Annotated in this window: 25 protein-coding genes; 11 read left to right on the top strand and 14 right to left on the bottom strand. The window is 58.7% G+C overall.

Translation table 11 applies throughout. The features are described 5' to 3' along the window. Positions 1–26: 26 nt before the first annotated feature. A complete protein-coding gene (locus KO536_RS20735) occupies positions 27–881 on the bottom strand; it encodes a MaoC/PaaZ C-terminal domain-containing protein (RefSeq protein ID WP_219262825.1) in 855 nt (284 codons plus the stop codon). Between the two features lie 3 nt (positions 882–884). Next, positions 885–2237, bottom strand: coding sequence for a 3-oxoacyl-ACP reductase (locus KO536_RS20740; RefSeq protein ID WP_219262826.1), 1353 nt, complete (start codon positions 2235–2237; stop codon positions 885–887). Between the two features lie 122 nt (positions 2238–2359). On the opposite strand from KO536_RS20740, the gene KO536_RS20745 reads away from it, so the two are divergent. Further along, positions 2360–3634 carry an acetyl-CoA C-acetyltransferase gene (locus KO536_RS20745; protein ID WP_219262827.1) on the top strand — a complete coding sequence of 425 codons (1275 nt, stop codon included), beginning with the start codon at positions 2360–2362 and terminating at the stop codon, positions 3632–3634. A 54-nt stretch (positions 3635–3688) separates the two neighbouring features. Here the strand turns inward: KO536_RS20745 and KO536_RS20750 are convergent, their stop codons facing one another. After that, positions 3689–4720 carry a bile acid:sodium symporter family protein gene (locus KO536_RS20750; protein WP_219262828.1) on the bottom strand — a complete coding sequence of 344 codons (1032 nt, stop codon included), beginning with the start codon at positions 4718–4720 and terminating at the stop codon, positions 3689–3691. An 82-nt stretch (positions 4721–4802) separates the two neighbouring features. Between KO536_RS20750 and KO536_RS20755 the strand changes: the two genes are divergently transcribed. Continuing rightward, on the top strand, positions 4803–5597 hold the full coding sequence (locus KO536_RS20755) for a helix-turn-helix transcriptional regulator (protein WP_219262829.1): 795 nt from the start codon (positions 4803–4805) through the stop codon (positions 5595–5597). A 141-nt stretch (positions 5598–5738) separates the two neighbouring features. Next, on the top strand, positions 5739–6632 hold the full coding sequence (locus KO536_RS20760; protein WP_133079608.1) for a PA4780 family RIO1-like protein kinase: 894 nt from the start codon (positions 5739–5741) through the stop codon (positions 6630–6632). An 88-nt stretch (positions 6633–6720) separates the two neighbouring features. Here KO536_RS20760 and KO536_RS20765 read toward each other — a convergent pair whose 3' ends face one another. Further along, the gene (locus KO536_RS20765; protein WP_133079609.1) at positions 6721–7584 is read right to left on the bottom strand and encodes an MBL fold metallo-hydrolase; all 864 of its coding nucleotides are present in this window, start codon (positions 7582–7584) and stop codon (positions 6721–6723) included. A 92-nt stretch (positions 7585–7676) separates the two neighbouring features. On the opposite strand from KO536_RS20765, the gene KO536_RS20770 reads away from it, so the two are divergent. From KO536_RS20770 to KO536_RS20780, 3 genes are all read left to right on the top strand, one after another. Then, complete coding sequence (locus KO536_RS20770; RefSeq protein WP_133079610.1) at positions 7677–8006, top strand: metalloregulator ArsR/SmtB family transcription factor; 330 nt, start codon at positions 7677–7679, stop codon at positions 8004–8006. Positions 8007–8076: 70 nt separating this feature from the next. After that, positions 8077–9642 (top strand): bifunctional protein tyrosine phosphatase family protein/NAD(P)/FAD-dependent oxidoreductase, encoded by a 1566-nt coding sequence (locus tag KO536_RS20775; protein ID WP_219262830.1) that lies wholly within the window; start codon positions 8077–8079, stop codon positions 9640–9642. 8 nt (positions 9643–9650) lie between these two features. Continuing rightward, positions 9651–10451, top strand: a complete 801-nt coding sequence (locus KO536_RS20780; RefSeq protein WP_133079612.1) for a sulfite exporter TauE/SafE family protein — start codon at positions 9651–9653, stop codon at positions 10449–10451. Between the two features lie 40 nt (positions 10452–10491). On the opposite strand, the gene cueR is transcribed toward KO536_RS20780, so the two are convergent. The 3 genes from cueR to KO536_RS20795 all read right to left on the bottom strand — a co-directional run bounded on the left by cueR (position 10492) and on the right by KO536_RS20795 (position 13770). After that, the gene (gene cueR / locus KO536_RS20785) at positions 10492–10893 is read right to left on the bottom strand and encodes a Cu(I)-responsive transcriptional regulator (protein WP_133079613.1); all 402 of its coding nucleotides are present in this window, start codon (positions 10891–10893) and stop codon (positions 10492–10494) included. Between the two features lie 12 nt (positions 10894–10905). Next, the gene (locus KO536_RS20790; protein WP_374105721.1) at positions 10906–13287 is read right to left on the bottom strand and encodes a heavy metal translocating P-type ATPase; all 2382 of its coding nucleotides are present in this window, start codon (positions 13285–13287) and stop codon (positions 10906–10908) included. Positions 13288–13389: 102 nt separating this feature from the next. Then, positions 13390–13770: a hypothetical protein gene (locus KO536_RS20795; RefSeq protein WP_219262832.1), complete on the bottom strand. Its 381-nt coding sequence runs from the start codon at positions 13768–13770 to the stop codon at positions 13390–13392. Between the two features lie 146 nt (positions 13771–13916). Between KO536_RS20795 and KO536_RS20800 the strand changes: the two genes are divergently transcribed. Both KO536_RS20800 and KO536_RS20805 read left to right on the top strand, forming a co-directional pair. Next, positions 13917–14117, top strand: a complete 201-nt coding sequence (locus tag KO536_RS20800; protein ID WP_133079616.1) for a heavy-metal-associated domain-containing protein — start codon at positions 13917–13919, stop codon at positions 14115–14117. Between the two features lie 147 nt (positions 14118–14264). Next, on the top strand, positions 14265–15461 hold the full coding sequence (locus tag KO536_RS20805; RefSeq protein WP_133079617.1) for a multidrug effflux MFS transporter: 1197 nt from the start codon (positions 14265–14267) through the stop codon (positions 15459–15461). Between the two features lies 1 nt (position 15462). Here KO536_RS20805 and KO536_RS20810 read toward each other — a convergent pair whose 3' ends face one another. Then, a complete protein-coding gene (locus KO536_RS20810; RefSeq protein WP_219262833.1) occupies positions 15463–15633 on the bottom strand; it encodes a hypothetical protein in 171 nt (56 codons plus the stop codon). 123 nt (positions 15634–15756) lie between these two features. Then, on the bottom strand, positions 15757–16770 hold the full coding sequence (locus KO536_RS20815) for a zinc-binding alcohol dehydrogenase family protein (RefSeq protein ID WP_219262834.1): 1014 nt from the start codon (positions 16768–16770) through the stop codon (positions 15757–15759). Positions 16771–16894: 124 nt separating this feature from the next. Between KO536_RS20815 and KO536_RS20820 the strand changes: the two genes are divergently transcribed. Continuing rightward, entirely contained in the window at positions 16895–17812 is a 918-nt protein-coding gene (locus tag KO536_RS20820) for a LysR family transcriptional regulator (RefSeq protein WP_219262835.1), read from the top strand. A 133-nt stretch (positions 17813–17945) separates the two neighbouring features. Here the strand turns inward: KO536_RS20820 and KO536_RS20825 are convergent, their stop codons facing one another. From KO536_RS20825 to KO536_RS20845, 5 genes are all read right to left on the bottom strand, one after another. Further along, complete coding sequence (locus KO536_RS20825; RefSeq protein WP_133079625.1) at positions 17946–18899, bottom strand: adenosine deaminase; 954 nt, start codon at positions 18897–18899, stop codon at positions 17946–17948. A gap of 98 nt (positions 18900–18997) precedes the next feature. Then, positions 18998–19684, bottom strand: a complete 687-nt coding sequence (locus KO536_RS20830) for an SDR family oxidoreductase (protein ID WP_219262836.1) — start codon at positions 19682–19684, stop codon at positions 18998–19000. A 157-nt stretch (positions 19685–19841) separates the two neighbouring features. Then, entirely contained in the window at positions 19842–20444 is a 603-nt protein-coding gene (locus KO536_RS20835) for a YigZ family protein (protein WP_219262837.1), read from the bottom strand. Positions 20445–20457: 13 nt separating this feature from the next. Next, positions 20458–21108, bottom strand: coding sequence for a TetR/AcrR family transcriptional regulator (locus KO536_RS20840; protein ID WP_219262838.1), 651 nt, complete (start codon positions 21106–21108; stop codon positions 20458–20460). Between the two features lie 56 nt (positions 21109–21164). Beyond that, positions 21165–22085, bottom strand: a complete 921-nt coding sequence (locus KO536_RS20845; RefSeq protein ID WP_133079623.1) for a LysR family transcriptional regulator — start codon at positions 22083–22085, stop codon at positions 21165–21167. 124 nt (positions 22086–22209) lie between these two features. Between KO536_RS20845 and KO536_RS20850 the strand changes: the two genes are divergently transcribed. Both KO536_RS20850 and KO536_RS20855 read left to right on the top strand, forming a co-directional pair. Next, positions 22210–23559: an aspartate aminotransferase family protein gene (locus KO536_RS20850; protein ID WP_019825761.1), complete on the top strand. Its 1350-nt coding sequence runs from the start codon at positions 22210–22212 to the stop codon at positions 23557–23559. Between the two features lie 83 nt (positions 23560–23642). Next, a complete protein-coding gene (locus KO536_RS20855) occupies positions 23643–25136 on the top strand; it encodes a CoA-acylating methylmalonate-semialdehyde dehydrogenase (RefSeq protein WP_133079624.1) in 1494 nt (497 codons plus the stop codon). Positions 25137–25476: the final 340 nt, after the last annotated feature.

A 25476-nucleotide genomic window follows, 5' to 3' on the forward strand; every position in this document is an offset into this window, starting at 1 on the left:
TCAGCGGCTACAGGGCAAGTGCCGGCTCAACTGATCGGTCGCCAATTACCGGTCATGTGCACCAGATCGCCATGCCCGCTCAGCTGGAAATCACCACTGGAACCCGCTTCGCTGCAGCGCAAAATCACTTCGCTGGGTAGACGTACCGGCTTTTTGAACGCGACAAAGATCTCGACATTGGCGGCTGGCAGGTGCGAATTCAATGCCGCCAGGGCACGGGTTTTTATCCACAGGCCATGGGCGATGGCGCTGGGCAGGCCAAACAGTTTGGCGCTGGCCGCACTGAGGTGAATGGGGTTGTAGTCGCCCGACACCTTGGCGTAGCGGCGGCCAATGTCGGTGGGGGCATACCAGCGCGTCAGCTCGTTCAGCACCACCGGCCCGGGGGCGGCGGTTTCAGGGGGGGCCCCCGGCAGCTCGACGCCTTTGCACAGCAGCGTGCTTTCGGCCTCCCACAGCGGCCCGAGCATGTCGTCCATCTGGGTGATCACCTCAAAGGTCGCCCCCTTGGGGTGCTTTTGCAGGTTGTGCACAAACACGCCGATGCGTAGCTGCGTCACGCTGCCCATGGGCCGCAGCAACCGTACCCGATTGGTCAGGTGAATCAGCCCAAGCAGTGGGAAGGGGAAGTCCTTGCTGGTCAGTAATTGCATTTGCAGCCCGAAGGCCAGGACATGGGGGTAGGTGGGCGGGAGTAGTGGGCTTGGCGCCAGGGCGCACACCTCCCTGAAGGCAGCCAGTGACGTGGGTTCAACTTCCACCCAGCAGCGCAAACCCTGTTCCGGCAAGGTGCTGCCGGTGATTTTGCGCCGGGCTGCGGCGTGGGCGTACAGCGCGGGCAAGTGCGGTGGGCTGGCGAGGTCGAGCCACTTCACGGTCATGGTTCATGCTCCCAGAATGCTTTGTCCGCACACCCGCAGCGCTTGACCGCTGACGGCGCCCGACCCCGGCTGCCCGAGCCAGGCCACGGCTTCGGCCACGTCTTGCGGCAGTCCGCCCTGGCCCAGGGAGCTCATGCGTCGACCCGCTTCGCGCAAAGCGAAGGGAATATGCGCAGTCATCCGGGTTTCGATAAACCCGGGGGCCACGGCGTTGATGCTGATGCCGCGCTGGCCCAGCAAGGGGGCCCAGGCTTGAGCCAGGCCAATCAGCCCGGCCTTGCTGGCGGCGTAGTTGGTCTGACCGCGATTACCGGCGATACCGCTGATGGAGGCGAGCAGAATCACCCGGCCGTTATCGCGCAAGGTGCCACTGTCGAGCAGGGCTTTGGTCAGCACCTGCGGGGCGTTGAGGTTGACCGTGAGCACGGAGTCCCAGAACTCGGGCGTCATGTTGGCCAAGGTCTTGTCACGGGTGATGCCTGCGTTGTGCACCACGATGTCGACACCGTCAGCCAGGTGCTCGACCAGTTCTTCAGCGGCATTGGCGGCACAGATATCCAGCGCGATGCTGTGCCCGCCCAAACGGGCGGCCAGCGCATCCAGGTCGGCCTTGGCGGATGGCACGTCGAGCAGGATCAGTTGGGCGCCATCCCGGGCCAGGGTTTCGGCAATCGAGGCGCCAATTCCTCGGGCCGCCCCGGTCACCAATGCCTTGCACCCGGCCAGGGGGCGGGTCCAGTCCTGTACCTGGGAGGCGCAGGTCGTGAGGCGCAGCACTTGCCCACTGATAAATGCACTTTTGGGCGAAAGGAAAAACCGCAGTGCACCTTCAAGTTGATCTTCAGCGCCTTCACCGACATACAGCAGTTGCAGGGTGCTGGCGTTGCGCAGTTCTTTAGCCAGTGACCGGCTGAAACCCTCAAGCGCACGCTGGGCGCTGGCAGCAAATGGGTCACTTAATGTTTCAGGTGCACGGCCCAGAATCACCATGTGGGTGCTGTGTTCCAGGCTGCGCAGCAGTGGCTGGAAAAACTCGCGCAGTTGTTTGAGTTGGTCGGTGTGCAGCAGCTCGCTGGCGTCGAACACCACGGCCTTGAGCTTTGGTCCCTGGCCAGGAATCCAGGGGGTTGCGAGCAACGGTTCGGGGCCGTAGCTGTAGACGGCGTCGGTGAGTTTGCTGGCAAAACGGTTCACCTGTTCGGCCAGTGCCCCGCCGCCAATCAATAGCGGGCCTTCGACGGGGCGCAGGCGCCCGGCTTGCCAGCGTTCCAGTCGTCCCGGTGACGGCAGCCCCAACGCGCCGACCAGACGCTGGCCGAGGGATGAGTTGACGAAGTCGATATAACGGTCTGACATGGAACACTCTCCGACAGGTGGGGTTCAAAGGGTTGACCACAAACAGGCCGTGGTCGTTCGTTATCAGCGATAAGACCTACGCTTGTAACGATTAATGGATTCAAAAGAATAGGGGCAATCGTATGAGTCTGCGTCGTGTAGCAATTATTGGTGGTAACCGAATCCCGTTTGCCCGCTCCAACGGGCCGTATGCGACCGCCAGTAATCAGGACATGTTGACGGCCGCGCTGGAGGGGTTGATCGAGCGTTACAACCTGCACGGGCTGCGCATGGGGGAGGTTGTGGCCGGGGCGGTGCTCAAGGATTCTCGGGATTTCAGCATGACCCGTGAGTGCGTGCTGGGCTCACGGCTGTCGCCGAAAACACCGGCCTATGACCTGCAGCAGGCCTGCGGGACGGGGCTTGAAGCGGTATTGCTGGTGGCCAACAAGATTGCCCTGGGGCAGATCGACTGTGCGGTTGCCGGGGGAGTGGACACCACATCCGATGCGCCGATTGGCCTTAATGACGGCCTGCGTAAATGGTTGCTGCAGTTCAATCGCACCAAGGCGCCTCTGGATAAGCTCAAGACCTTGCTGCAATTGCGTCCGGGTTTTCTGAAACCCGAGTTTCCCCGTAATGGCGAGCCCCGCACCGGGCTGTCGATGGGCCAGCACTGCGAACTGATGGCGCAAGCCTGGAGCATCCCAAGGCTTGAACAGGACGAACTGGCGCTGCACAGCCATCAGGCGTTGACGGCGGCCTATCACGCAGGCTGGGAAGATGACTTGCTCACGCCTTTCCGGGGTTTGAGCCGCGATAACAATCTGCGTGCCGACTTGACCCTGGAGAAGCTGGCCGCCCTTAAGCCTGTGTTCGAGCGCAGTGCCAAAGGCACGTTGACGGCGGGCAACTCCACGCCACTGACCGATGGCGCTGCCGTGGTGCTGTTGGGCAGCGAAGAGTGGGCCAGGGAACGCGGCTTGCCGATTTTGGCGTACTTGCGTGATGGCGAAACTGCCGCTGTGGATTTCGTGCATGGAGCGGAAGGTTTGCTCATGGCGCCGGTGTATGCCGTCCCACGGTTGCTGGCGCGCAATGGCCTGACTTTGCAGGATTTTGACTACTACGAAATTCACGAGGCTTTTGCTGCGCAGGTGCTGTGTACGTTGAAGGCCTGGGAGGATGCGGCCTACTGCAAAAGCCGGCTCGACCTGGATGCACCGCTGGGCTCGATTGATCGCAGCAAGCTCAACGTCAAGGGCAGCTCGCTGGCGGTGGGGCATCCGTTTGCGGCGACAGGAGGGCGGATCGTGACCAATATGTCCAAGCTGCTCGCCACTGCCGGGCAGGGACGAGGGCTGATCTCGATCTGCGCGGCAGGTGGGCAGGGCGTTACCGCAATCATTGAGCGGTAGCCGCATGTGGGTGGGAGCGGGCTTGCTCGCGATGGCATCACCGCGGTGTGGCTGTTACACCGCGGCGTCTGCATCGCGAGCAAGCCCGCTCCCACTCATGTTGTATTTGCGAGTGGCGTAGCTTTCTGCCATCACCGAGCACACGATCAACTGCAGCGGGTGGTAGATCATGATCGGCAGCAAAATCAGGCCCAGGCCGGGGTTGGCGCCAAAGATCAGGGCGGCCATCGGCGCGCCGGCAGCCAGGGATTTTTTGCTGGCGCAGAACACTGCGGCAATTTCATCGCTGGTGCTGAACTTCAAGGCACGGGCAGTGCGGGTGGTCATCCACAGGATGACGGCGAGCAGGACGGCACTGCCGATCACGGCGCTGATAATCACCGAGGTGCCTTGTTGTTGCCACATGCCCGAGACCATCGAGTTGCAGAACGCTGCGTAAACCAGCAGCAGAATCACCACTTTGTCGCAGATGTTGGTGTAGCGCTTGTGGCGGGCGAAAAAACGTCCGAACAGCGGGCGTACCAGTTGGCCAAGGACCAGGGGCAACAGGAGCATGGCGCACAGGTCGAGCAGGGTTGAGCCCAGGTCGATACCGCCCGCGCCGCTGCCAACCACCAGGCTGACGAGCAATGGGGTGATGAAAATCCCCAATACGCTGGACAGGCTGGCGTTGAGAATCGCCGCCGGTACGTTGCCGCCTGCGCTGCCGGTGAGTGCGACCGAGGAGGAGATGGTCGAAGGCAATGCGCACAGGTAGAAGAAGCCCAGCATCAGCAGCGGCGGAACATGGGTGCCCAGCAGCTTGTCGGCGATGACCCAGATCAGCGGGAAAACGATGAAGGTGAAGCCCTGAACCATGAAGTGCAGGCGGATGTTTTTCAGGCCGTGGCGGATTTGCTCGCTGGACAGGTTGACCCCGTGCAGGAAAAACACCAGGAACACACCGATGTTGATTACCCACTCAGCGTGCATCCCGCCGCCAGTACTGCCGAAATGCGGAAACACATAGGCCAGAAATGTCGCTAGCAGCATGCCGCACAGAAACCAGTCGGTGAACATTCGTTTGAGATGTTTGAGCACAGGCATCGTGGGCACCGGGACATTGTAAGAATTAGTAACTTAGCCTAACGTCGCAGGTATCTGACGTCTTGCGATATAAGGCCAATCAATGCCGCCAAACGGACAACGTGGACTCCAGCGCGCCATTCCAGTGCTTGATGCACTGCCACGGCCACTGTATGCCCGGGCCGAAAGCCTGGGCGCAGGTTCCTGGACGCCACGTCATCGGCATGATTGGGTGCAGTTTTCATACGCGATCAGTGGCGTGTTGGGGGTGCATACCGACGAGGGCAGCTTTTTTGCACCGCCGCAGTGGGGGATCTGGATTCCCGCCGGGCTGGAGCATGAGGTCATCACCTCGATGCGTGCCGAAATGCGCAGCCTGTATGTACGTCGTGAGGATTGCCTTTGGGCGCCCGGCCAGTGCCGGGTGCTGGAGGTCACGCCGCTGGCACGGGAGCTGATCAAAGGTTTTTGTGCATTGCCCGCCGAATACCCCGAGGGCGGCAGCCCTGAGCAAAGGTTGGTGGCTGTGTTGCTGGATCAATTGGCGAGCCTGCCTGAGGTGGGTTTTTCGCTGCCGCTGCCACGCCATGGGCGTTTGCTGGTGCTGTGCAATGAATTGATCGAAACCCCCGATGCCGACGTCAGCCTGAGCCTGTGGTCGGATCGTCTGGGCATGTCTGAAAAAACCCTGATGCGGTTGTTCCTGCGTGAAACGGGCTTGAGTTTTCGCAGTTGGCGTCAGCGGGTACGACTGCTGTCTTCGTTGCAGGTGCTGGAGGAGGGTGGTCATGTCACGCGTGCGGCGTTGTCGTGCGGGTATGAGTCGACGTCGGCATTCATCGCGGCATTTAAAAAGATGTTCGGCTATACGCCCGGCGAGTTATTTCGCCAGGGCTAGGCAGCGGGCCCATTAGTCGGTGCTCTTGACGGATTGCTCGTCTATCATTCAAATCGTTTGCCCTCTCCCCGTGGTGAGTGGATTGCCGTATAACGAGTGACATTCGCGTGTTTGGTAATAAAGGACCCACAATAAAAGCTGATGAAGACTCCAAAACGCTTAGAACCCCTGATCGAGGACGGTCTGATCGACGAGGTGCTGCGCCCACTCATGAGTGGCAAAGAAGCAGCTGTGTACGTAGTCCGCTGCGGCAATGAGCTGCGATGCGCCAAGGTTTATAAGGAGGCTAACAAACGAAGTTTCCGCCAGGCCGCCGAATATCAGGAGGGTCGCAAGGTTCGCAACAGCCGTCAGGCCCGAGCGATGGCCAAGGGCTCCAAGTTCGGTCGTAAAGAAACCGAGGATGCCTGGCAGAACGCCGAAGTGGCTGCGCTGTTTCGTCTGGCGGGCGCCGGTGTTCGGGTTCCAAAACCGTTCGACTTCCTTGAAGGCGTGCTGTTGATGGAACTGGTGGCGGATGAGTACGGCGATGCAGCCCCCCGACTCAATGACGTGGTGCTGGAACCGGACCAGGCTCGCGAGTATCACGCGTTCCTGATTCAGCAGATTGTGCTGATGCTGTGTACCGGTCTGGTCCACGGAGATTTGTCCGAGTTCAACGTACTGCTGACGCCGACCGGCCCGGTGATTATCGATCTGCCACAGGCTGTCGATGCCGCGGGTAACAACCACGCATTCAGCATGCTGGAGCGTGACGTGGGCAACATGGCTTCTTACTTCGGGCGTTTTGCGCCGGAACTTAAAGGAACCAAATACGCCAAGGAAATGTGGGCGCTTTACGAAGCTGCCACCTTGCACCCTGGCAGCGTGTTGACGGGCGAGTTTGACGAGCCGGACGAGCTGGCCGATGTGGGCGGTGTCATGCGCGAGATCGAAGCTGCCCGTCTGGACGAAGCGTTCCGTCAGGCCGTGCGTGCTGCAGATGATGCGCCACCGAGCAAGTCTGAAGAGCCGCCTCCACCGTGGATGCAGTGATTGGCTAAATAAAAAATCCGGCTCAGGCCGGATTTTTTTTACTTCAATGCAGCCCGCTCCCACACACACACACACAATAATTGTGCGGCTAAAAACGGTTCAGCGGCACCTTAAGGCTGCACAGGCCGGTTTCATCGGCGGGCGGCAGGTTACCGGCCCGAATGTTGATTTGAATGGCCGGAATCAGCAGTGCCGGAACCCCCAGCGTCGCGTCGCGGGCGGTGCGCATCTCGACGAAGCCCGTCAGGTCGACGCTGTCGTTGACATGAATATTGTTGGCTCGCTGCTCACCCACCGTGGTTGACCATGTGGCCTCACGCCCTGCTGGCGGATAGTCATGGCACATGAACAGTCGGGTCTGGACTGGAAAGGCCAGCAGACGCTTGATCGATTGGTACAACTGGTGCGGATCGCCTCCCGGGAAGTCGCAGCGGGCCGTGCCAACGTCGGGCATAAACAATGTGTCGCCCACAAACAGACAGTCGCCCTCAACCTGATACGCCATGTCGGCCGGGGTGTGCCCCGGCACGTGCAGTGCGCGTACCTGTAGCCGTCCAATGTGGAACAGCTCGTCCGGTTCCAGCAGCCGGTCGAACTGCGAACCGTCGAGCTTGAACTCGGGCTCAAGGTTGTAGATGTCGCGAAACACCCCTTGTACCTGGGTGATTGCCGCGCCAATACCAATCTGGCCGCCCAGCTTTCGCTTCAGGTAAGCGCTGGCAGACAGGTGATCGGCGTGGGCGTGGGTTTCCAATAGCCATTGCACCTTCAGGCCCTGTGCCTGCACGTAAGCAGCAATGATGTCTGCACCGGTGGTACTGATGCGCCCGGCGGCGGCATCGTAGTCGAGCACCGGATCGATGATTGCGCACTCGCTGGCGCCGGCTTCATGAACCACGTAGCTCACGGTCGACGTTGCAGGGTCGAAAAATCCTTGAATTTCGGGGTGCATGACGGGCCTCGTGTTTGTCAAAAAATGCTCAATATATTGAAACATATATTATCGGGTCGTAGACTGTCGACTATCACGTCCCGGAGCTTTTCATGACTGCTCAGTTAACCAGCGAAGAAATCGGACTTCTGCGCGACTCTGCATCCAAAGCCTGCACCCTTCTCAAAGCCCTGGCCAATGAAGACCGACTGCTGTTGCTCTGCCAGTTGACCCAAGGTGAGCGCAATGTCGGCGAACTTGAAGCCCTGACGGGCATCCGGCAGCCCACCCTTTCGCAACAGCTTGGTGTGTTGCGCGATGAGGGCATGGTCAATACCCGAAGGATGGGAAAGTACATTTTCTATTCCCTTGCCAGCTTTGAAGTGGTGTCTGTGATGCAAACCCTGTCAGGCCTGTATTGCGGCCAGGCGCTTAAAAAATAGCGCAACCTCATTCCTCTGGCTGACATCGCCCAACCTATTCCATTCATTTTTGTTGTGCCTGGAGTGCTCAATGGAGCAAAGCATCAAGCGAATCGACACGTCATTTTCTGTGGCCGGTCAAATCGGGCAGTCTGATCTCCAGTCTTTGGCAGCACTGGGTTTTGCCAGTGTGATCTGTAACCGTCCGGATCATGAAGGCGGCCCAGACCAACCCGGGCACGCATCGATACAGCAGGCGGCGCAGGCCCTGGGGCTGAGCTTTGCTTACCTGCCGGTACTCAGCACGGGTGCGACCCCTGAGCAGGCGCAGCAGTTGCGTCAGTTGCTCAATGAGCTGCCAAAACCCGTTCTGGCGTATTGCCGTACAGGCAATCGCTCATCAAAGCTCTATCAGGCGGCGACTCAAGCCTCGCGTGAGGCCAGGCTGTACGATGTTGTCGTGGTCGGTGGTGGCTCGGCCGGTATCTCGGTGTCGGCCAGCTTGCTCAAGCGCAACGCGTCATTGCGCATCGCCGTGATCGAACCCAATACAGAGCACTACTACCAGCCCGCGTGGACGCTGGTTGGCGGCGGTGCCTTTGATGTCAAGGACACGGTTCGCCCGACTGCAGCCGTAATGCCCAAAGGTGTTGTCTGGATCAAGGCGTCGCTGTGCGCCTTCGCCCCGCAACGCAAGGTTGTGCTGCTCAGTGATGGTACTGAACTGGGTTATCAGCAATTGATCGTTTGCCCGGGGTTGCAACTGGCCTGGGAGCATATCGAGGGCCTTGAAGAGACCTTGGGCAAGAACGGCGTGACGTCCAACTATCGCCATGACCTGGCGCCCTATACCTGGGAGCTGGTGCGCACCCTGAAGGGCGGCAAAGCGCTGTTCACCCAGCCGGGAATGCCGATCAAGTGCGCGGGGGCTCCACAAAAAGCCATGTACCTGTCCTGTGATCATTGGCGCAAGCGTGGCGTTCTGGATTCGATGGCCGTTGAGTTCAATCTGGCGGGGGCGGTGCTGTTTGGCGTGCCGACCTTCGTTCCTCCACTGATGAAATACGTTGAGGCCTATAAGGCCCAATTGGTCTTCCAGTCCAATCTGGTCAAGGTCGACGGGCTAGGCAAGACCGCCTGGTTTGATGTGACCGACGCAGACGGTGGCGTGACCCGCGTTGAGAAAACGTTCGACATGTTGCATGTGGTGCCACCCCAGCAAGCGCCCGACGTTATCCGTCGCAGCGAGTTGGCGGACAAGGCGGGCTGGTTCGAGACCGATCCGGCTACACTGCAACACCCACGCTACCCCGACATTTTCGCCCTTGGCGATGTCTGCAACACACCCAATGCCAAAACCGCGGCAGCGACTCGCAAGCAAGTGGTCGTGGTGGCCGAGAACCTGCTCGCCCTGCGCAAGGGGGCGGTTTTGCCCAAGCGCTACGATGGCTATGGCTCATGCCCGCTGACCGTCGAAAACGGCAAGGTGATCCTGGCCGAATTTGGTTATGGCGCAAAACTGCTGCCCACCTTTGCCCTGGACCCGACCGTGGCCCGCAAGTCGGCCTGGTGGCTCAAGGCAACGTTTCTGCCCTGGTTCTACTGGCAAGGCATGCTTAAAGGTCGCGAGTGGTTCACTGACTGCAAACCGGACTGAACCTGACCATGTTGATTATTCTGTTAGGCATGTTGGTGGGTGTAGTGCTGGGTTTGACGGGGGCGGGTGGCGGTATTCTGGCCATACCGGCGTTGACCCTGGGCCTGGGGTGGACACTGGCGCAAGCCACGCCGGTGGCATTGCTGGCGGTCGGTACGGCAGCGGCACTGGGCGCGCTGGACGGGCTGCGCAAAGGCCTGGTGCGCTACAAGGCCGCCGCGCTGATGGCGATTGTGGGTTCGATGACTTCGCCGATCGGGCTGCACCTCGCCAGATTGATCCCCGCCAGGGCGCTGGTGTTGATGTTCAGCGGGGTCATGATGTTCGTCTCCGTGCGTATGTTTTTGCAGGCCAGAGCTGATGCGCGCGAGAGTGGCAGCCTGGGGGCGATAGAAAAAAACTGCATGCTCAATCCTGCTACCGGGCGGCTGACCTGGAATGCCCGCTGCAGCATGACGCTGGTATCGATTGGTGCCACCTCGGGTTTGCTGACGGGGTTGTTGAGTGTGGGAGGCGGATTCCTGATCGTACCTGCGTTTCGAAAATTCAGTGACGTGCGCATTCATGCCGTGGTCTCCACCTCGCTGATGGTGGTGGCACTGGTATCGCTGGGCACCTTGGGCAATCTGATGAGCCAGGGTGTGAGCTTGTCGAGCGAAGGCGTGATGTTCATCGGCGCCACCCTGACCGGCATGATTGCCGGTCGGGTGATTGCCCCCAGGGTTTCGGCCCAATGGCTACAGCAAGGCTTCGCGACGTTATGTGCGGTGATAGGTCTGTTGATGCTCGCCAAGGCAGTCCTGTCGTAAGCCCCGAATTTCCGTCGGCAGTGGATACGGGGCTTTTTGTTCAGCCGACACAACAAGCACTCTCAAGATCCTTGAGAATCGGGCAGTCAGGGCGATGGTCGCCCTGACAGCTCTCGACCAGTTCGTGCAACGTATCGCGCAGGCTGGTCAGTTCGGCGATTTTTTGATTCAACTCATCAATGTGCTGACGCGCCAGCGCCTTCACATCGCCGCTGGCGCGCTGGCGGTCTTGCCAGAGTGTCAGCAGCTTGCCGACTTCTTCCAGTGAAAACCCAAGGTCACGGGAGCGTTTGATAAACGCCAGGGTGTGCAGGTCGTCACTGCTGTAGAGGCGGTAGCCGCTGTCGCTGCGGCTGGCGGGTTTGAGCAGGCCGATGGACTCGTAATAACGAATCATCTTGGCGCTCAAGCCGCTTTGTTTGGCGGCTTGGCCAATATTCATGGGGTTGCCTCCTTATTCAAGATCCTTGGGCTTCCAGAATTTAAGCAGCAATGCGTTGCTGACCACACTGACGCTGGAAAATGCCATGGCCGCACCCGCCAGTACCGGGTTCAAAAAGCCGAAGGCGGCCAGTGGAATACCGATCACGTTATAGATAAACGCCCAGAACAGGTTTTGACGAATCTTGGCGTAGGTCTTGCGGCTGATCTCCAGTGCGGCCGGTACCAGTCGCGGGTCGCCGCGCATCAGGGTGATACCCGCTGCATGCATGGCCACGTCGGTGCCGCCACCCATGGCGATGCCAATGTCGGCGGCGGCAAGTGCCGGGGCGTCGTTGATGCCGTCGCCAACCATGGCCACCACGCCGGTTTTTTTCAGTTCAGTTACCGTTGCGGCCTTGTCAGCGGGCAACACTTCGGCGTGAACATCGGTAATTCCCAGCGCCTCGGCAACCACTTTCGCGCTGCCACGGTTGTCGCCTGTCAGCAGATGGCTACTGATGTGGCGTGCACTGAGCTGCTGGATCGCCGAGAGGGCGCCGGTTTTCAGTGTGTCACCAAAGGCAAAGAGGCCCAGCACTTGCGGCTGCGGGCTTTGCTCTATCAGCCAGGACAGCGTGCGGCCTTCGGTTTCCCAGGCCTTGGCGGATGCGGCGAGCGAACCCGGACTGAGGCCGGTTTCTTCCAGCAGGCGGCGGTTGCCCAGCGCCAGGCGACGGCCTTGCAGGGTGCCAGCAATACCTCGCCCGGTAAGCGACTGGCTGTCCATGACATCCGGTACTTTCAGGTTGCGTGCGGCGCAGGCATCCAGAACGGCTTTGGCCAGCGGGTGTTCGCTGCCGCGTTGCAGGGCGCCAGCGGCTTGCAACAACTGCGCTTCATCGCCGTCCAGTGCGCTGAAGTGGGCAATTTGCGGGGCGCCAGAGGTCAGGGTGCCGGTTTTGTCGAAAACCACGGCGCTGACTTCATGGGCGCGTTCGAGGGCTTCGGCATCCTTGATCAAAATCCCGTAACGGGCCGCAACACCAGTGCCGGCCATGATCGCAGTGGGCGTTGCCAGGCCCAGGGCACAAGGGCAGGCGATAACCAGCACAGCCACGGCGTTGATCAACGCGGTTTCAATCGGTGCGCCATAAAGCCACCAACCGAGTAGTGTCGCGAGGGCAATCAGCAGGACCACGGGTACGAACACCTGGCTGACTTTATCCACCAGTTTCTGGATCGGGGCTTTCGCGGACTGAGCGTCTTCGACCAGGCGGATAATGCGCGCCAGTACGGTTTCAGTGCCCAGGGCCAGGGTTTTAATGATCAACCGGCCCTCGCCATTAATGGCGCCTCCGGTGACTTTATCCCCAGGCTGTTTGGGGACTGGCAGGCTTTCACCGCTGATCAGGGCTTCGTCGGCATGGCTTTGGCCTTCGACAACTTCGCCATCTACGGGAAAGCGCTCACCAGGTTTGACCAGGACCCGATCATTCAGGCGCAGGTCACTGATGGCGACGTCTTGCTCCTGCCCGTCGACCACACGCAGGGCGCGCTCTGGGCGCAAGGCTTCCAGGGCGCGGATGGCGCTGGCAGTCTGGCGTTTGGCGCGGCTTTCGAGGTATTTGCCCAGCAGCACCAGTGCAATCACCACCGCCGAAGCTTCGAAATACAGATGGGGCATGCTGCCGGGCTCGGCAATCGCCCACTCGTAAAGGCTCAGGCCATAACCGGCGCTGGTGCCCAGTGCCACCAGCAGGTCCATATTGCCGGCACCGGCTTTGACGGCTTTCCAGGCGGCCACGTAAAAGCGTGCGCCGAGGATAAATTGTACCGGGGTGGCGAGGACGAACTGGGCCCAGGCGGGCAGCATCCAGTGCACGCCCAATGGTGCGAGCAACATCGGTAATACCAGCGGCAACGCCAGCACAATGGCCAGTGTCAGCGCCCAGCGCTCGCGGTGCAGACGTTTTTGCTGATCATCCTCGCTCGCTTTGGCAGAGTGGTGGACGCTGGCGCCATAACCGGCCTGACTGACAGCGTTTATCAGCAGGGCGGTATCGACCTGGCCGAGCAGCTCGACATGGGCACGTTCGCTGGCGAGGTTAACGCTGACGCTCTTGACTCCCGGCACCCTGGCCAGGGCTTTTTCGACGCGGCCTGCGCAAGAGGCGCACGTCATGCCGCTGATGTCCAGTTCCAGGCTGTGGGCAGGTACGCTGTAACCTGCCTGTTTCACGGCCTCGACCAATGCCGGCAAACTGTCCACAGGCGCCTCGATGCGGGCCTGTTCAGTGGCCAGATTGACGCTTACCGAACGCACGCCGGGTACTTTGGTCAGGGCTTTTTCCACACGCCCCGCGCAACTGGCGCAAGTCATACCATCAATAGGCAGATCGAATTGGGTGGGCACGAGCAATCCTCCTCAAGAAGTTATCTATCCATAGAATCGACCTTGACCCCATGGGAAGGTCAAGGGCTCTTGCTGTTCGTCAGGTTTTCCTTAGTGCTGCGCTCAATATTCCAGTTTCGCGGGCTTGAGGTACATGCCTTGCTTGCCAAGGGCGATACGGTATTTGCGCACGTCCCCGGCCTTCAGGCTGAATTGCTGCGCGGGCGGTACCAGCATGCCGGGCAAGCAACCGGGGGCTTGTCCGGGTAGAAGTTTGAGGCGGATATCAACGCTGGCCGCCGGCAAGTTGAAAGCCAGCGCTTGTTCCTGAAACAGTCGACCGGCCAGTTGATCATCGATGTACACACCGACCTCGCAGTTGGTCGGCACTTCAAGGCGCTCGCGGGAAATGATCAATACACCGTAGTCCTGATCGGCATTTACCCACAGCGGCAAACTGGCGAGACCCAAAAGGCTGACTAGGCTCAAAGCGGTCCGGCGCATGACTAAGTATCCTGTTTTATATCCCGAGGCTTGCAGCTTGGCCGAGCAGGGCATGGATTGCCAGTCAGCGCGTGAAACAACGGGCTTGACCTTGCCACAATGGAAAGGTTGAAGCTGTAGCCATATCTCAGACAGGAGGCGTGATCATGCAAACGTTCAAAGTAGAGGGTATGACCTGTGGCGGCTGTGTTGGCGCGGTGACCCGTGCGGTTCAGGCTGTGGATAAAGACGCGAAGGTCGAAGTGGATCTGGCGGGCAAAACCGTAAAGGTAGACAGCAAGGTGTCCCCTTTGCAGATTATTGATGTGATCACCAATGCAGGTTTTGAAGCGCGTACAGCGCATTGATATGCAGGTAATCACTAGATTGCGGGGTATCGTTATTCCGACAAGGCCAAAGCGGTTTATTAGCTAGCTGGCTATCTTTATGTTCAAGTTCGGTATCCACGGCTAGACTATCGGGCTGCGCTAATTGCAGCCCGATCTGGATACCTGATGAACCTTCGAACAATCTTGATTCTTGGTGCCTTGAGCGCCTTCGGTCCCCTGGCGATCGATTTCTACCTGCCCGGCTTTCCGGCAATGGCACAAGCCTTTGCGACAGATGAAACTCAAATTCAACTCACTCTGGCGGTGTACTTCCTGGGCCTGTCTATCGGGCAACTGGCGTATGGACCTGTGGCAGACCGCTTTGGGCGGCGCGTGCCACTGCTGGTGGGTGTTGGCCTGTTCACGGTTGCATCGCTGGCGTGCGCCTTTGCCCCGACATTGGAGTGGCTGATTGGCGCGCGGTTTGTCCAGGCACTCGGCGGCTGTGCTGGCATGGTGCTCTCGCGGGCAATTGTCAGTGACAAATGCGATGCCGTGCAGTCGGCCAAAGTGTTTTCGCAGTTGATGTTGGTGATGGGCCTGGCGCCGATCCTGGCGCCGATGCTGGGCGGATTGCTGGTCAACCTGTATGGCTGGCAGTCGATTTTCCTGGTGTTGACGGTATTCAGTGCGTTGGCGGCAACAGCCGTAGCGCTGGGCCTGCCTGAAAGCCTGCCTGCCAACGTGCCGCGCCAGCCGCTGTCCGGCGCATTGCGTCAATACGGGCGGCTGCTCAAGGACCGCGAGTTCCTGGGGCATGCGCTGACCGGGGGGATTGCAATGGCCGGGATGTTTGCCTACATCGCAGGTTCGCCTTTCGTCTTTATCAAACTGTATGGCGTACCCGCCGAGCATTACGGCTGGCTGTTTGGTACCAACGCAGCCGGTTTTATTCTGGTGGCGCAACTGAACGCCCGCCTGTTGGCCAAGCGTGGCCCGGCCTTTTTGCTGGCGCGCATGGTGTGGGTGTATCTGGCGGCCGGGCTGGTCTTGCTGGGTGTCAGCACCTTGCATACCGCGCAACTGTGGCCGTTACTGATCCCGTTGTTTATCTGTATCGCCAGTTTGGGCTGCATCATTCCCAATGCTTCGGCCTGCGCCATGAGCGGGCAGGGTGCCCGAGCCGGCAGTGCATCGGCGATGCTGGGTTGTCTGCAGTTCAGCGTAGCGGCGGGAGCGGCGTCATTGGTGGGAGTGTTGCACGATGGCAGCGCGATGCCGATGGCGATTGTCATCACCTTGTGCGGAGTGCTGGCGGTCGGGCTGGCGATGGCGACCCGGCGCCTCTACACCGCCCGGATCGCCGCCCAGCAGTCGATCTGATTCAGCCTGCCAAACGTGCAGGCAGGCTATGGGGGGCTTGCAGGCGAGATTGCAACGTGTCCACAAAGGCTCGGGCCTCGGACTCGCTGCGAAAATTGACGGATTGTTGGTCGATTTGAACCTGCCATTGGCAGTTACGGGATCTTGCTAACGCTCGTATCAGGATTTTCATGACTGGCCTCCTTCGGTTCGCAAAGGAGGCCAGTGTATGCCGAAATACTTGGGTAAATATGTCCGGGGTCAAGTCTCTGACTGACGGTTGAAAGTTGGCTGCATCAGTCCCGTGTCGCGTTAATCAGAACCCTTCGAGCACAATTTTGCCTTTGGATTTGCCGCTTTCAAGCAGCGTATGGGCGCGACGCAGGTTGGCGGCGTTGATGGTGCCGAAATGCTCGCCGACGGTGGTGCGCAGGATGCCTGCATCGATCAGGTCGGCGACCCGATTGAGCAAGTGATGCTGCTCGATCATGTCCGCGGTTTCGAACAGTGAGCGGGTGTACATGAACTCCCAGTGCAGTGACAGGCTCTTGCGCTTGAGCTTGGTAACGTCAAGCGCCTTGGGATCGTCAATCAGTGCCAGCTTGCCTTGAGGTGCCAGGGCTTCGACCAACTGATCCAGATGCTGGTCGGTCTGGGTCAGGCTGGCGACGTGGGTGACGGCATTGATGCCGTGGCGCTTGAGTTCCTCGCTCAGTGCCTGGCTATGGTCGACAACGATGTCGGCGCCCAGCTCGCGGACCCAGGCTTGGGTTTCGGGGCGCGATGCGCTGCCAATCACCTTGAGTGCGGTCAGTTTGCTGGCCAGTTGCGTGAGGATCGAGCCTACCCCGCCTGCTGCGCCGACAATCAGCAGGCTCTGCTGCTCATCATTTCCACCTTCGGCCACACCCAGTCGCTCAAACAACAGCTCCCATGCGGTGATGGCGGTCAGCGGCAGCGCGGCTGCCTGGGCAAAGTCGAGGCTTTTTGGCATGTGACCCACAATTCGCTCATCGACCACATGGCGCTCGCTGTTGGCCCCGGCCCGGGCGATGGATCCGGCGTAAAACACCTTGTCGCCAACCTTGAACAGGCTGACGTCACGGCCCACCGCCTTGACGACCCCGGCCACGTCCCACCCCAGAACTTTGGCAGCGTCGGCTTCTGGCTGGACGTTCTGGCGGACCTTGGTGTCCACCGGGTTGACGGAGATGGCTTTGACCTCGACCAGCAAGTCCCTTGGGCCGGCGACCGGCTCAGGCAATTCAATATCTTGCAGGGCCAGCGGGTCTTGAATGGGCAGCGAATTGTAGTAAGCGACAGCTTTCATCGGACATGTCCTGAAGAGGGGTAAGAATCTGGTAGTGATAATTCGCTATTTCGCAGCACGATAAAACCGGCTAAAAGAGCAGTCTCTTTCAATATTTTTTTGATAATGGCCGAGTGAACCCTGGATGCTGCGTTTTGATGATCTGCAATTGTTCGTTCGCGCGGCTGATTTGGGCAGCCTGTCGGCCGCCGCCCGAGTGATGGACATGTCGCCTGCGGTGGCCAGCGCGGCACTCAAGCGGATAGAGGTGCAACTGGGCGCTCGATTGCTGGCGCGCTCAACTCGCAGTTTGCGTCTGACGGCCGAAGGCGAAGGCTTTCTCGAATATGCCCGTACGGCATTGAGCAGTCTTGACGAAGGGCGGCGCTTGTTGGCGCGTGGGCAAGATCAAGTCAGCGGTGTGTTGCAGTTGTCGGCCCCTTCGGATTTCGGACGTAATCTGCTGCTGCCCTGGCTGGATGAGTTTCAACGTGAGCATCCGCAACTGACCGTGCGCCTGTTATTGGGCGACCGGATTGCCGATCTGTTTCGCCAGCCTGTGGACATCGCTTTGCGTTACGGCGAACCGGAAGACTCCAGCCTGGTGGCACTGCCAGTTGCCCCGGACAATCGGCGGGTCTTGTGTGCATCGCCCGACTACCTGGCGCGCAAGGGGGAACCGCTTCAGCTCGAACAACTGCTGCAACACAATTGCCTGTTGTACATGCTAGGCACGCGGGTCCACGACCATTGGCAATTCAATGATGGCAAGCGTGAGTTGGGGCTGACCGTGACCGGCAATCGTTTTAGCGATGATGCTGACGTGGTGCGTTTGTGGGCAGTCGCCGGGGAGGGCATTGCCTGCAAGTCATGGCTGGATGTGGCGGGCGATGTGACTGCGGGCAGGCTCAGGGTGCTATTGCCTGAGTTGGTGTGCGAACGGGCGCCGCTCAATCTGCTGTGTGGTCATCGTGCACAGTTGAGCAAGCCGGTGCGTTTGTTGCGCGACATGCTCAGTGAGCGGTGTGCGGTGTTGAGCAAGTTGTACCCGGGAAAACAGTAAAACTGCTGTGGTACTGACGGTGATGCAGTTTCAGATGTCTGTGGGAGCGGGCAAGCCCGCGATGGCATCAACTCGATCAGGCAGACACACCTGATGGTCAGCATCGCGAGCAAGCCCGCTCCCACAGGGGGTGTTACGGTTTGACCAACCGCGCATCCAGGCCGTTTTGCGCCAGGCGTTTGGCCTGGTCCTGGGTCATGCCCAGGTCGGTGTACAGCGCGTGGAAGTTCTCGGTCATGTAACCGCCGAAGTAGGCCGGGTCATCGGAGTTGACCGTGACTTTCACGCCCCGCTCAAGCATGTCGAGAATGTTGTGCTGCGACATGTGATCAAACACGCAGAGCTTGGTGTTGGACAGCGGGCACACGGTCAACGGGATTTGCTCGTCGATAATGCGCTGCATCAAGCGTTCGTCTTCAATGGCGCGCACGCCGTGATCGATGCGCTGAATTTTCAGCAGATCGAGGGCTTCCCAGATGTACTCCGGTGGACCTTCTTCACCGGCGTGGGCGACAGTCAGGAAGCCTTCGTGGCGTGCCCGGTCGAATACGCGCTGGAACTTGCTGGGCGGGTGGCCCATTTCTGAACTGTCGAGACCAACGGCGACAAATGCATCGCGAAACGGCAGTGCCTGGTCGAGGGTTTTTTCTGCTTCTTCTTCGCTCAAATGGCGCAGGAAGCTCAGGATCAGGCCGCTGGTGATGCCCAGTTGCTGTTCGCCATCCTTGAGTGCGCTGGCAATGCCATTGAGCACGACTTCGAACGGAACACCACGGTCGGTGTGGGTTTGCGGGTCGAAGAACGGTTCGGTGTGAATGACGTTCTGTGCCTTGCAGCGCAACAGGTAGGCCCAGGTCAGGTCGTAGAAGTCCTGAGAGGTGCGCAGTACGTCGGCGCCTTTGTAGTAAAGGTCGAGGAATTCTTGCAGGTTGTTGAAGGCATACGCCTTGCGCAAGGTTTCAACGTCGTTCCAGGGCAAGGCGATTTTGTTGCGCTCTGCCAGCGAGAACAGCAACTCGGGCTCTAAAGAGCCCTCAAGGTGCATGTGCAGTTCAGCTTTCGGCAGGGCATTGAGCCAGTCATACATAAAAGTTTTTCTCATCAAATCGGGTGCAGATGGCGCCATTCTACAGGCGGGAGGCGACGTAACCCGTAAAAAACCTCCCGCCATTTGTCGCAGGCGGCTTACCAGGGAATCGTCTGGCCCTTGTAATCGATAAAGTGATGACCGCCTTTGCCGGCAAACGCCTTGACCTGATCGACCAGGCCGCGAGTGCTGGTCTGGACGTCAATGTCCGCGCCTTCGCCCCCCATATCGGTTTTCACCCAGCCCGGATGCATGGACAGCACGGTTGGGTTGTTGTCGCCCAGTTCGTAGCGCACAAACGTACTGGTCATAGAGTTGAGTGCAGCTTTGCTGGCCTTGTAGAGGGCCATCTCAGGGGCGTCAGGATGAGTGACGCTGCCGAGCACAGAACTCATAAAGGCCAGTACGCCACTGTCTTTACGGACCTTGCTGACAAACTCGCGGGCCAGATTGATCGGCGCCACGCTGTTGGTGAAAAACAGCTGCCCCACCTCGGCCAGCGTCGCGTTGCCCGACAGTTGATCGTCCGGGCCTTTGACACCGGCGTTCACAAACAGCAGGTCGAAGACCTCGTTGCTTAACGTGTTGCTCAATGCCTTGATGGCTTGCTGGCTGTCCATGTCCAGTCGCTCTATGCGAACTGGACCCAGGGCATTCAGGGCTTCCGCTTTTTTGGGATCGCGAACAGTCGCAGTGACGGTCCAGCCATCAGCGAGCAACTCTTTGACCAGACCCAGGCCCAGGCCACGTGAAGCTCCGATGATCAGTGCATGTTTTGCCGTCATGAGTAGCGTCCTATAGAAAGGTGATAAGAGTTGGCTAAAAAGCGTACAAGTGCTTGAAACCTATGGTGTGCAAGGGTTGCAGCGCTATGTGCTCAGGTTATCCACAGGCGGGTGCACAGTGAATGTGGGCAACTATGGATGCAGGAAAGTAGCACTTTTACTCGTCAGCTTTGAAGGTGTGGCGGTGCAGTAAAATTCTGCCGCGGCTGAGGTCAGCCAGTTGTTGCTGTGCAGGGGCAATCTGTTCTTCGGCCAGTGCCAGTTGCAGGTCAACGCCATTGGCGGTGAATGTTTCATCGATGATCAGGCCGTTCAGTTCGCAGATGCGCAGTTTGACCAGAGCAAGCTCACTGAAACTGCAGGCGCAGGAGAGGGCTACTCGACTGACTAGGGGCAGCTTTTCGGCACTTTGCAGGCATTTGTTAGCGCCACCGCCATAGGCGCGAGCCAGTCCGCCGGTGCCCAACTGAATTCCGCCATACCAGCGGATGACCAGCACCGCGACCTGGTCGCAGTCCTGGGCGTCAATGGCTGAGAGTATCGGGCGACCGGCTGTACCGCCTGGCTCGCCATCATCGCTGCTTCGGTATTGGTCCCCGAGCTTCCAGGCCCAGCAATTGTGCGACGCATCAAGATCGCTGTATTGCTCGATAAAATCGAAGGCTTGCTGGGCACTGGTGATGGGCGCAGCGAAAGTAATAAAGCGGCTTTTACGGATTTCTTCGCGGTATTCGCAAAGTCCCGTGAGGGTCGAAGGCATGTCGGTTCCAGGCTTAGACAGTGGGCATCAGGCCGCAGCCTTTGAGAATGATACGAATCAGGTTGTCGCTAGCCGCTTGCATGTCCTGTTTGCTCAGGTGGGTGCGGCCTGATACGCGGCAAATCTGTGTCGAAAAATCAGCGTAATGCTGCGTACTGCCCCATAACAGGAAAATCAGGTGCACGGGATCCACCGGGTCCATTTTGCCCGCATCGATCCAGGCTTGAAACACGGCGGCCCGGCCTTGAAACCAGGCTCTGTAGTCTTGAGTGAAGTACTCGGTCAGGCAGGCGCCACCGCTGATGATTTCCATGGCAAATACACGGGAGGCCTGAGGCTGTCGGCGGGAAAACTCCATCTTGGCGCGGATGTACTGTGTCAGGGCTTGAGCGGGGTCGTCTTCAGCGGTCAGGGCATTAAAGGTGCTGTCCCACAACTCGATGATATTGCTGAGAACCGCGATGTACAGGCCCAACTTGTTAGTGAAGTAATAGTGCAGGTTGGCCTTTGGCAGCCCGGCGCTGAGTGCGATGGCGTTCATGCTGGTGCCTTTGAAACCGTGGCGGGCAAACTCGTCCTCAGCGGCCTTGAGAATGGCCTCTTCGTTTTTTTGTCGAATGCGGCTGGGAGGCTTGCCATCGTGGGCGGGGACGTCAAAGGTCATAGGTGTTCCAGGCAATCTGTGTGGGAGCATTCTGCACCGTAGCGAGACTTTTCACGTTAACGCGTCGCCTCAAGGCTCTCAAGGAAACTTTCCAGTACAAGATGCGGGCGACGCCCCTTACGCGTGACGGATGCGAGGCTCAGATCGTAGAAGCGTGTTTTTGCCTTCAGCGCCCGTAACCGGCCTTGCTGAACCCACAGGCTGGCGTAGTGATCGGGCAGATAACCGATGTAGCGTCCGGTCAAAATCAAAAAGGCCATGCCTTCGCGGTCCGACGCACTGGCGGTGCAGTTGAGCGCTTGGTAGTGAGCCTGAATATCGGAGGGCAGGCGAAAGGTGGGAGCGATGGCATCTTGATCATTAAGCCGCGCATCCGCCAATTGCCGGTCATCGACATAAAACAACGGATGGCCAACGGCGCAGTACAGCAAGGAGCGCTCGCTGTAGAGCGGTTGATATTCCAGTCCGGACAACGTGCTGGCCTGGGGCACGACGCCCACGTGCAGGCGCCCGTCGAGTACTCCCTGTTCCACCTCGTGGGGCGAAATCATGCGGATATGGATTTGCACATCCGGGCCGCGCTCTTTGAGTTGGGCCAGGGCATGGGTGATGCGCATATGGGGCAGGGTGACGAGGTTGTCTGTGAGGCCAATGGTCAGTTCGCCGCGCAAGTGCTGGTGCAGGCCGTTGACCTCTGTGCGAAAACTTTCAAGTGCCCCCAATAACTGTAGAGCCGACTGATAGACCTCTCGTCCTTCTTCTGTCAGCGAGAACCCCGCGCGACCACGCTGGCAAAGGCGCAAACCCAGGCGTTGCTCAAGGTCGCTCATTTGCTGACTGATGGCCGAGCGCCCGATACCCAGCACGGTCTCTGCCGCCGAGAACCCGCCGCACTCAACTACGCTGCGAAAAATGCGCAGCAATCGAATATCAAAGTCGCTGACCTGGGCCAGTGCATCGGGACGACGGCTGCTCATAGTTTAGTGCACGCCTAACTAAAGGTTAGAAGAGTTGGATTTCATCGACTTTATAGGCGTGGCAATTTAGGTGCAACAACGCTTTCAACATCCGACGCCGCTTTCGCCTTGCGAGGTTTTGCTGATGAACATGCCCGAGAATGCCGAATTGAACCTGACCAGCCAGCTCAAACTGGATGCTCACTGGATGCCTTACACCGCCAACCGTAACTTCCATCGCGATCCGCGTTTTATCGTGGCCGCCAAAGGCAGTTATCTGACGGACGATAAGGGTCGGCAAATCTACGATTCGCTGTCAGGTTTGTGGACTTGTGGCGCAGGGCATACCCGCACAGAAATCCAGGAAGCCGTTGCCAAGCAATTGGGCACCCTCGATTACTCCCCGGCGTTCCAGTACGGCCACCCACTGTCCTTCAAATTGGCAGAAAAGATCACCGAACTGACACCGGGCAATCTCAATCACGTGTTCTTCACTGACTCGGGTTCGGAGTGTGCGGATACAGCGGTCAAAATGGTGCGTGCCTACTGGCGCCTGAAAGGTCAGTCGACCAAGACCAAAATGATTGGCCGTGCGCGTGGCTATCACGGTGTGAACATCGCCGGTACCAGCCTGGGTGGAGTGAACGGCAACCGTAAAATGTTTGGCCAGGCGATGATGGATGTCGATCACTTGCCGCACACACTGCTGGCAAGCAACGCGTTTTCTCGCGGCATGCCGGAGCTGGGCGGGATCGCCTTGGCTGATGAGTTGCTCAAGTTGATCGAACTGCACGATGCCTCGAACATTGCGGCGGTGTTTGTGGAGCCTATGGCCGGTTCGGCCGGTGTGCTGGTTCCGCCTCAGGGGTATCTGAAACGCCTGCGTGAAATCTGCGATCAGCACAACATACTGTTGGTGTTCGATGAGGTGATTACCGGGTTTGGTCGTACAGGTTCGATGTTCGGAGCTGACAGCTTCGGTGTAACGCCTGACTTGATGTGTATTGCCAAGCAAGTGACTAACGGTGCGATCCCTATGGGCGCCGTGATTGCCACCAGCGAGATTTATCACACATTCATGAATCAGCCGACGCCTGAGTATGCGGTTGAATTCCCTCATGGCTATACCTATTCGGCTCACCCTGTGGCCTGTGCTGCAGGCCTTGCAGCGCTCGATCTGCTGCAAAAAGAAAACCTGGTGCAGAGCGTGGCTGAAGTGGCACCGCATTTTGAGAACGCACTGCACGGTTTGAAGGGTGTGAAGAACGTCATTGATATCCGTAACTATGGTCTGGCGGGTGCAATTCAGATTGCACCGCGTGATGGCGATGCGATTGTGCGTCCGTTCGATGCTGCGATGAAGCTGTGGAAAGCCGGCTTCTACGTACGCTTTGGCGGTGACACCCTGCAGTTCGGGCCAACCTTCAACAGCAAGCCGCAAGACCTGGATCGTTTGTTCGATGCGGTCGGCGAAGCACTGAATCAGATCGACTGATCGCTTCTATATAGAAGCGACACTAATTGCATTCACCCAGGCGCGCAGCGTTCGCGCCTGTGGACAACTTTTCTGGAGTATCCATGAGCACCATTCAACACTTGATCAATGGCGAGTTGCTGAACGATTCCGGTCGCACCGCTGATGTGTTTAACCCGTCCACCGGTAAAGTGATTCATCAGGTTCCGTTGGCCAGTCGCGAGACAATTCAGCAAGCCATTGATGCGGCGAAAGCAGCCTTCCCGGCGTGGCGTAACACTCCGCCTGCCAAGCGTGCCCAGGTGATGTTCCGTTTCAAGCAATTGCTGGAGCAGAACGAAGCACGTATCTCCCAGTTGATCAGCGAAGAACACGGCAAGACGCTGGAAGATGCTGCAGGTGAATTGAAGCGTGGGATCGAAAACGTTGAGTACGCCTGTTCAGCTCCTGAAATCCTGAAGGGTGAGTACAGCCGCAACGTAGGACCTAATATTGATGCCTGGTCGGATTTTCAGCCGCTGGGTGTGGTTGCAGGGATTACGCCTTTCAACTTCCCGGCCATGGTTCCTCTATGGATGTATCCATTGGCGATCGTGTGCGGTAACTGTTTCATTCTGAAGCCGTCGGAGCGTGATCCAAGCTCGACACTGCTGATCGCCCAGTTGTTGCAGGAAGCCGGCTTGCCCAAAGGCGTCATGAACGTGGTTCACGGAGACAAGTCTGCCGTTGACGCATTGATCGAGGCGCCGGAAGTTAAAGCGTTGAGCTTTGTGGGTTCAACTCCGATTGCCGAGTACATCTATGCGGAAGGCACCAAGCGTGGCAAGCGCGTTCAGGCACTGGGCGGGGCGAAGAACCATGCGGTACTGATGCCGGATGCGGATCTTGATAACGCGGTCAGTGCACTGATGGGTGCCGCTTATGGTTCGTGCGGCGAACGCTGCATGGCTATTTCGGTAGCGGTGTGTGTGGGCGATCAAGTGGCAGATGCCCTGGTAGCCAAGCTGGTTCCACAAATCAAGGCGCTTAAAATCGGTGCGGGTACTTCCTGCGGTCTGGACATGGGGCCATTGGTTACAGGGCAGGCGCGTGACAAAGTGAGCGGTTATGTCGACGATGGCGTGGCGGCGGGCGCCGAGCTGGTGGTTGATGGTCGCGGCCTGAGCATTAAGGGTCACGAAGAAGGCTTCTTCCTGGGAGGTTGCCTGTTTGATCGCGTGACGCCTGAGATGCGTATCTATAAAGAAGAAATCTTCGGTCCGGTATTGTGCATCGTGCGGGTCAAGAGCCTGGAAGAGGCAATGCAACTGATCAATGATCACGAGTACGGCAACGGCACCTGTATCTTCACTCGCGATGGCGAGGCGGCTCGCTTGTTCTGCGATGAAATTGAAGTCGGCATGGTGGGGGTGAACGTTCCGTTGCCTGTGCCGGTTGCCTATCACAGCTTCGGCGGCTGGAAGCGTTCGCTGTTTGGCGATTTGCATGCTTATGGCCCGGACGGTGTGCGCTTTTACACGCGTCGCAAGGCAATCACCCAGCGCTGGCCGCAGCGGGCCAGCCATGAGGCATCGCAGTTTGCCTTTCCGAGCCTGTAAGGCTGGCGGTAGCTCTATATAGAAGAAGAGAGGCCAGCCGTCAGGCTGGCCTCTGCTTTTAGGGGCTTTAAAGGTTATATGACAGAAATGTGAAACAAGTGCTTGACCCAGAATTGTGACGGCCTATAATGCGCCCACTTCCGGCGCAGTCGAAACGGAAAACTCCTTGAGTTTCAATGAGTTGGATTGGTTTTCGGCAGTGTCAGCTTTAAGTCATCGAAGCAGGAAGTGAGGTGTTGACAGCAGCGTGTAACGCTGTAGAATTCGCCTCCCGCTAACGAGAGATCGAAAGCGCAAGTGGTTGATGTTACAGAGGAAACTTTGAAAACATCTTAAAATA

The sequence above is a fragment of the Pseudomonas sp. NKUCC02_KPG genome, assembly GCF_019345465.1.
Taxonomy (GTDB): domain Bacteria; phylum Pseudomonadota; class Gammaproteobacteria; order Pseudomonadales; family Pseudomonadaceae; genus Aquipseudomonas.

Bases quoted from the DNA above. Each gene is read 5' to 3' on its own strand.
- KO536_RS20735 (WP_219262825.1), bottom strand. From the start codon at position 881: ATGACCGTGAAGTGGCTCGACCTCGCCAGCCCACCGCACTTGCCCGCG.
- KO536_RS20740 (WP_219262826.1), bottom strand. From the start codon at position 2,237: ATGTCAGACCGTTATATCGACTTCGTCAACTCATCCCTCGGCCAGCGT.
- KO536_RS20745 (WP_219262827.1), top strand. From the start codon at position 2,360: ATGAGTCTGCGTCGTGTAGCAATTATTGGTGGTAACCGAATCCCGTTT.
- KO536_RS20750 (WP_219262828.1), bottom strand. From the start codon at position 4,720: ATGCCTGTGCTCAAACATCTCAAACGAATGTTCACCGACTGGTTTCTG.
- KO536_RS20755 (WP_219262829.1), top strand. From the start codon at position 4,803: ATGCCGCCAAACGGACAACGTGGACTCCAGCGCGCCATTCCAGTGCTT.
- KO536_RS20760 (WP_133079608.1), top strand. From the start codon at position 5,739: ATGAAGACTCCAAAACGCTTAGAACCCCTGATCGAGGACGGTCTGATC.
- KO536_RS20765 (WP_133079609.1), bottom strand. From the start codon at position 7,584: ATGCACCCCGAAATTCAAGGATTTTTCGACCCTGCAACGTCGACCGTG.
- KO536_RS20770 (WP_133079610.1), top strand. From the start codon at position 7,677: ATGACTGCTCAGTTAACCAGCGAAGAAATCGGACTTCTGCGCGACTCT.
- KO536_RS20775 (WP_219262830.1), top strand. From the start codon at position 8,077: ATGGAGCAAAGCATCAAGCGAATCGACACGTCATTTTCTGTGGCCGGT.
- KO536_RS20780 (WP_133079612.1), top strand. From the start codon at position 9,651: ATGTTGATTATTCTGTTAGGCATGTTGGTGGGTGTAGTGCTGGGTTTG.
- cueR (WP_133079613.1), bottom strand. From the start codon at position 10,893: ATGAATATTGGCCAAGCCGCCAAACAAAGCGGCTTGAGCGCCAAGATG.
- KO536_RS20795 (WP_219262832.1), bottom strand. From the start codon at position 13,770: ATGCGCCGGACCGCTTTGAGCCTAGTCAGCCTTTTGGGTCTCGCCAGT.
- KO536_RS20800 (WP_133079616.1), top strand. From the start codon at position 13,917: ATGCAAACGTTCAAAGTAGAGGGTATGACCTGTGGCGGCTGTGTTGGC.
- KO536_RS20805 (WP_133079617.1), top strand. From the start codon at position 14,265: ATGAACCTTCGAACAATCTTGATTCTTGGTGCCTTGAGCGCCTTCGGT.
- KO536_RS20810 (WP_219262833.1), bottom strand. From the start codon at position 15,633: ATGAAAATCCTGATACGAGCGTTAGCAAGATCCCGTAACTGCCAATGG.
- KO536_RS20815 (WP_219262834.1), bottom strand. From the start codon at position 16,770: ATGAAAGCTGTCGCTTACTACAATTCGCTGCCCATTCAAGACCCGCTG.
- KO536_RS20820 (WP_219262835.1), top strand. From the start codon at position 16,895: ATGCTGCGTTTTGATGATCTGCAATTGTTCGTTCGCGCGGCTGATTTG.
- KO536_RS20825 (WP_133079625.1), bottom strand. From the start codon at position 18,899: ATGTATGACTGGCTCAATGCCCTGCCGAAAGCTGAACTGCACATGCAC.
- KO536_RS20830 (WP_219262836.1), bottom strand. From the start codon at position 19,684: ATGACGGCAAAACATGCACTGATCATCGGAGCTTCACGTGGCCTGGGC.
- KO536_RS20835 (WP_219262837.1), bottom strand. From the start codon at position 20,444: ATGCCTTCGACCCTCACGGGACTTTGCGAATACCGCGAAGAAATCCGT.
- KO536_RS20840 (WP_219262838.1), bottom strand. From the start codon at position 21,108: ATGACCTTTGACGTCCCCGCCCACGATGGCAAGCCTCCCAGCCGCATT.
- KO536_RS20845 (WP_133079623.1), bottom strand. From the start codon at position 22,085: ATGAGCAGCCGTCGTCCCGATGCACTGGCCCAGGTCAGCGACTTTGAT.
- KO536_RS20850 (WP_019825761.1), top strand. From the start codon at position 22,210: ATGAACATGCCCGAGAATGCCGAATTGAACCTGACCAGCCAGCTCAAA.
- KO536_RS20855 (WP_133079624.1), top strand. From the start codon at position 23,643: ATGAGCACCATTCAACACTTGATCAATGGCGAGTTGCTGAACGATTCC.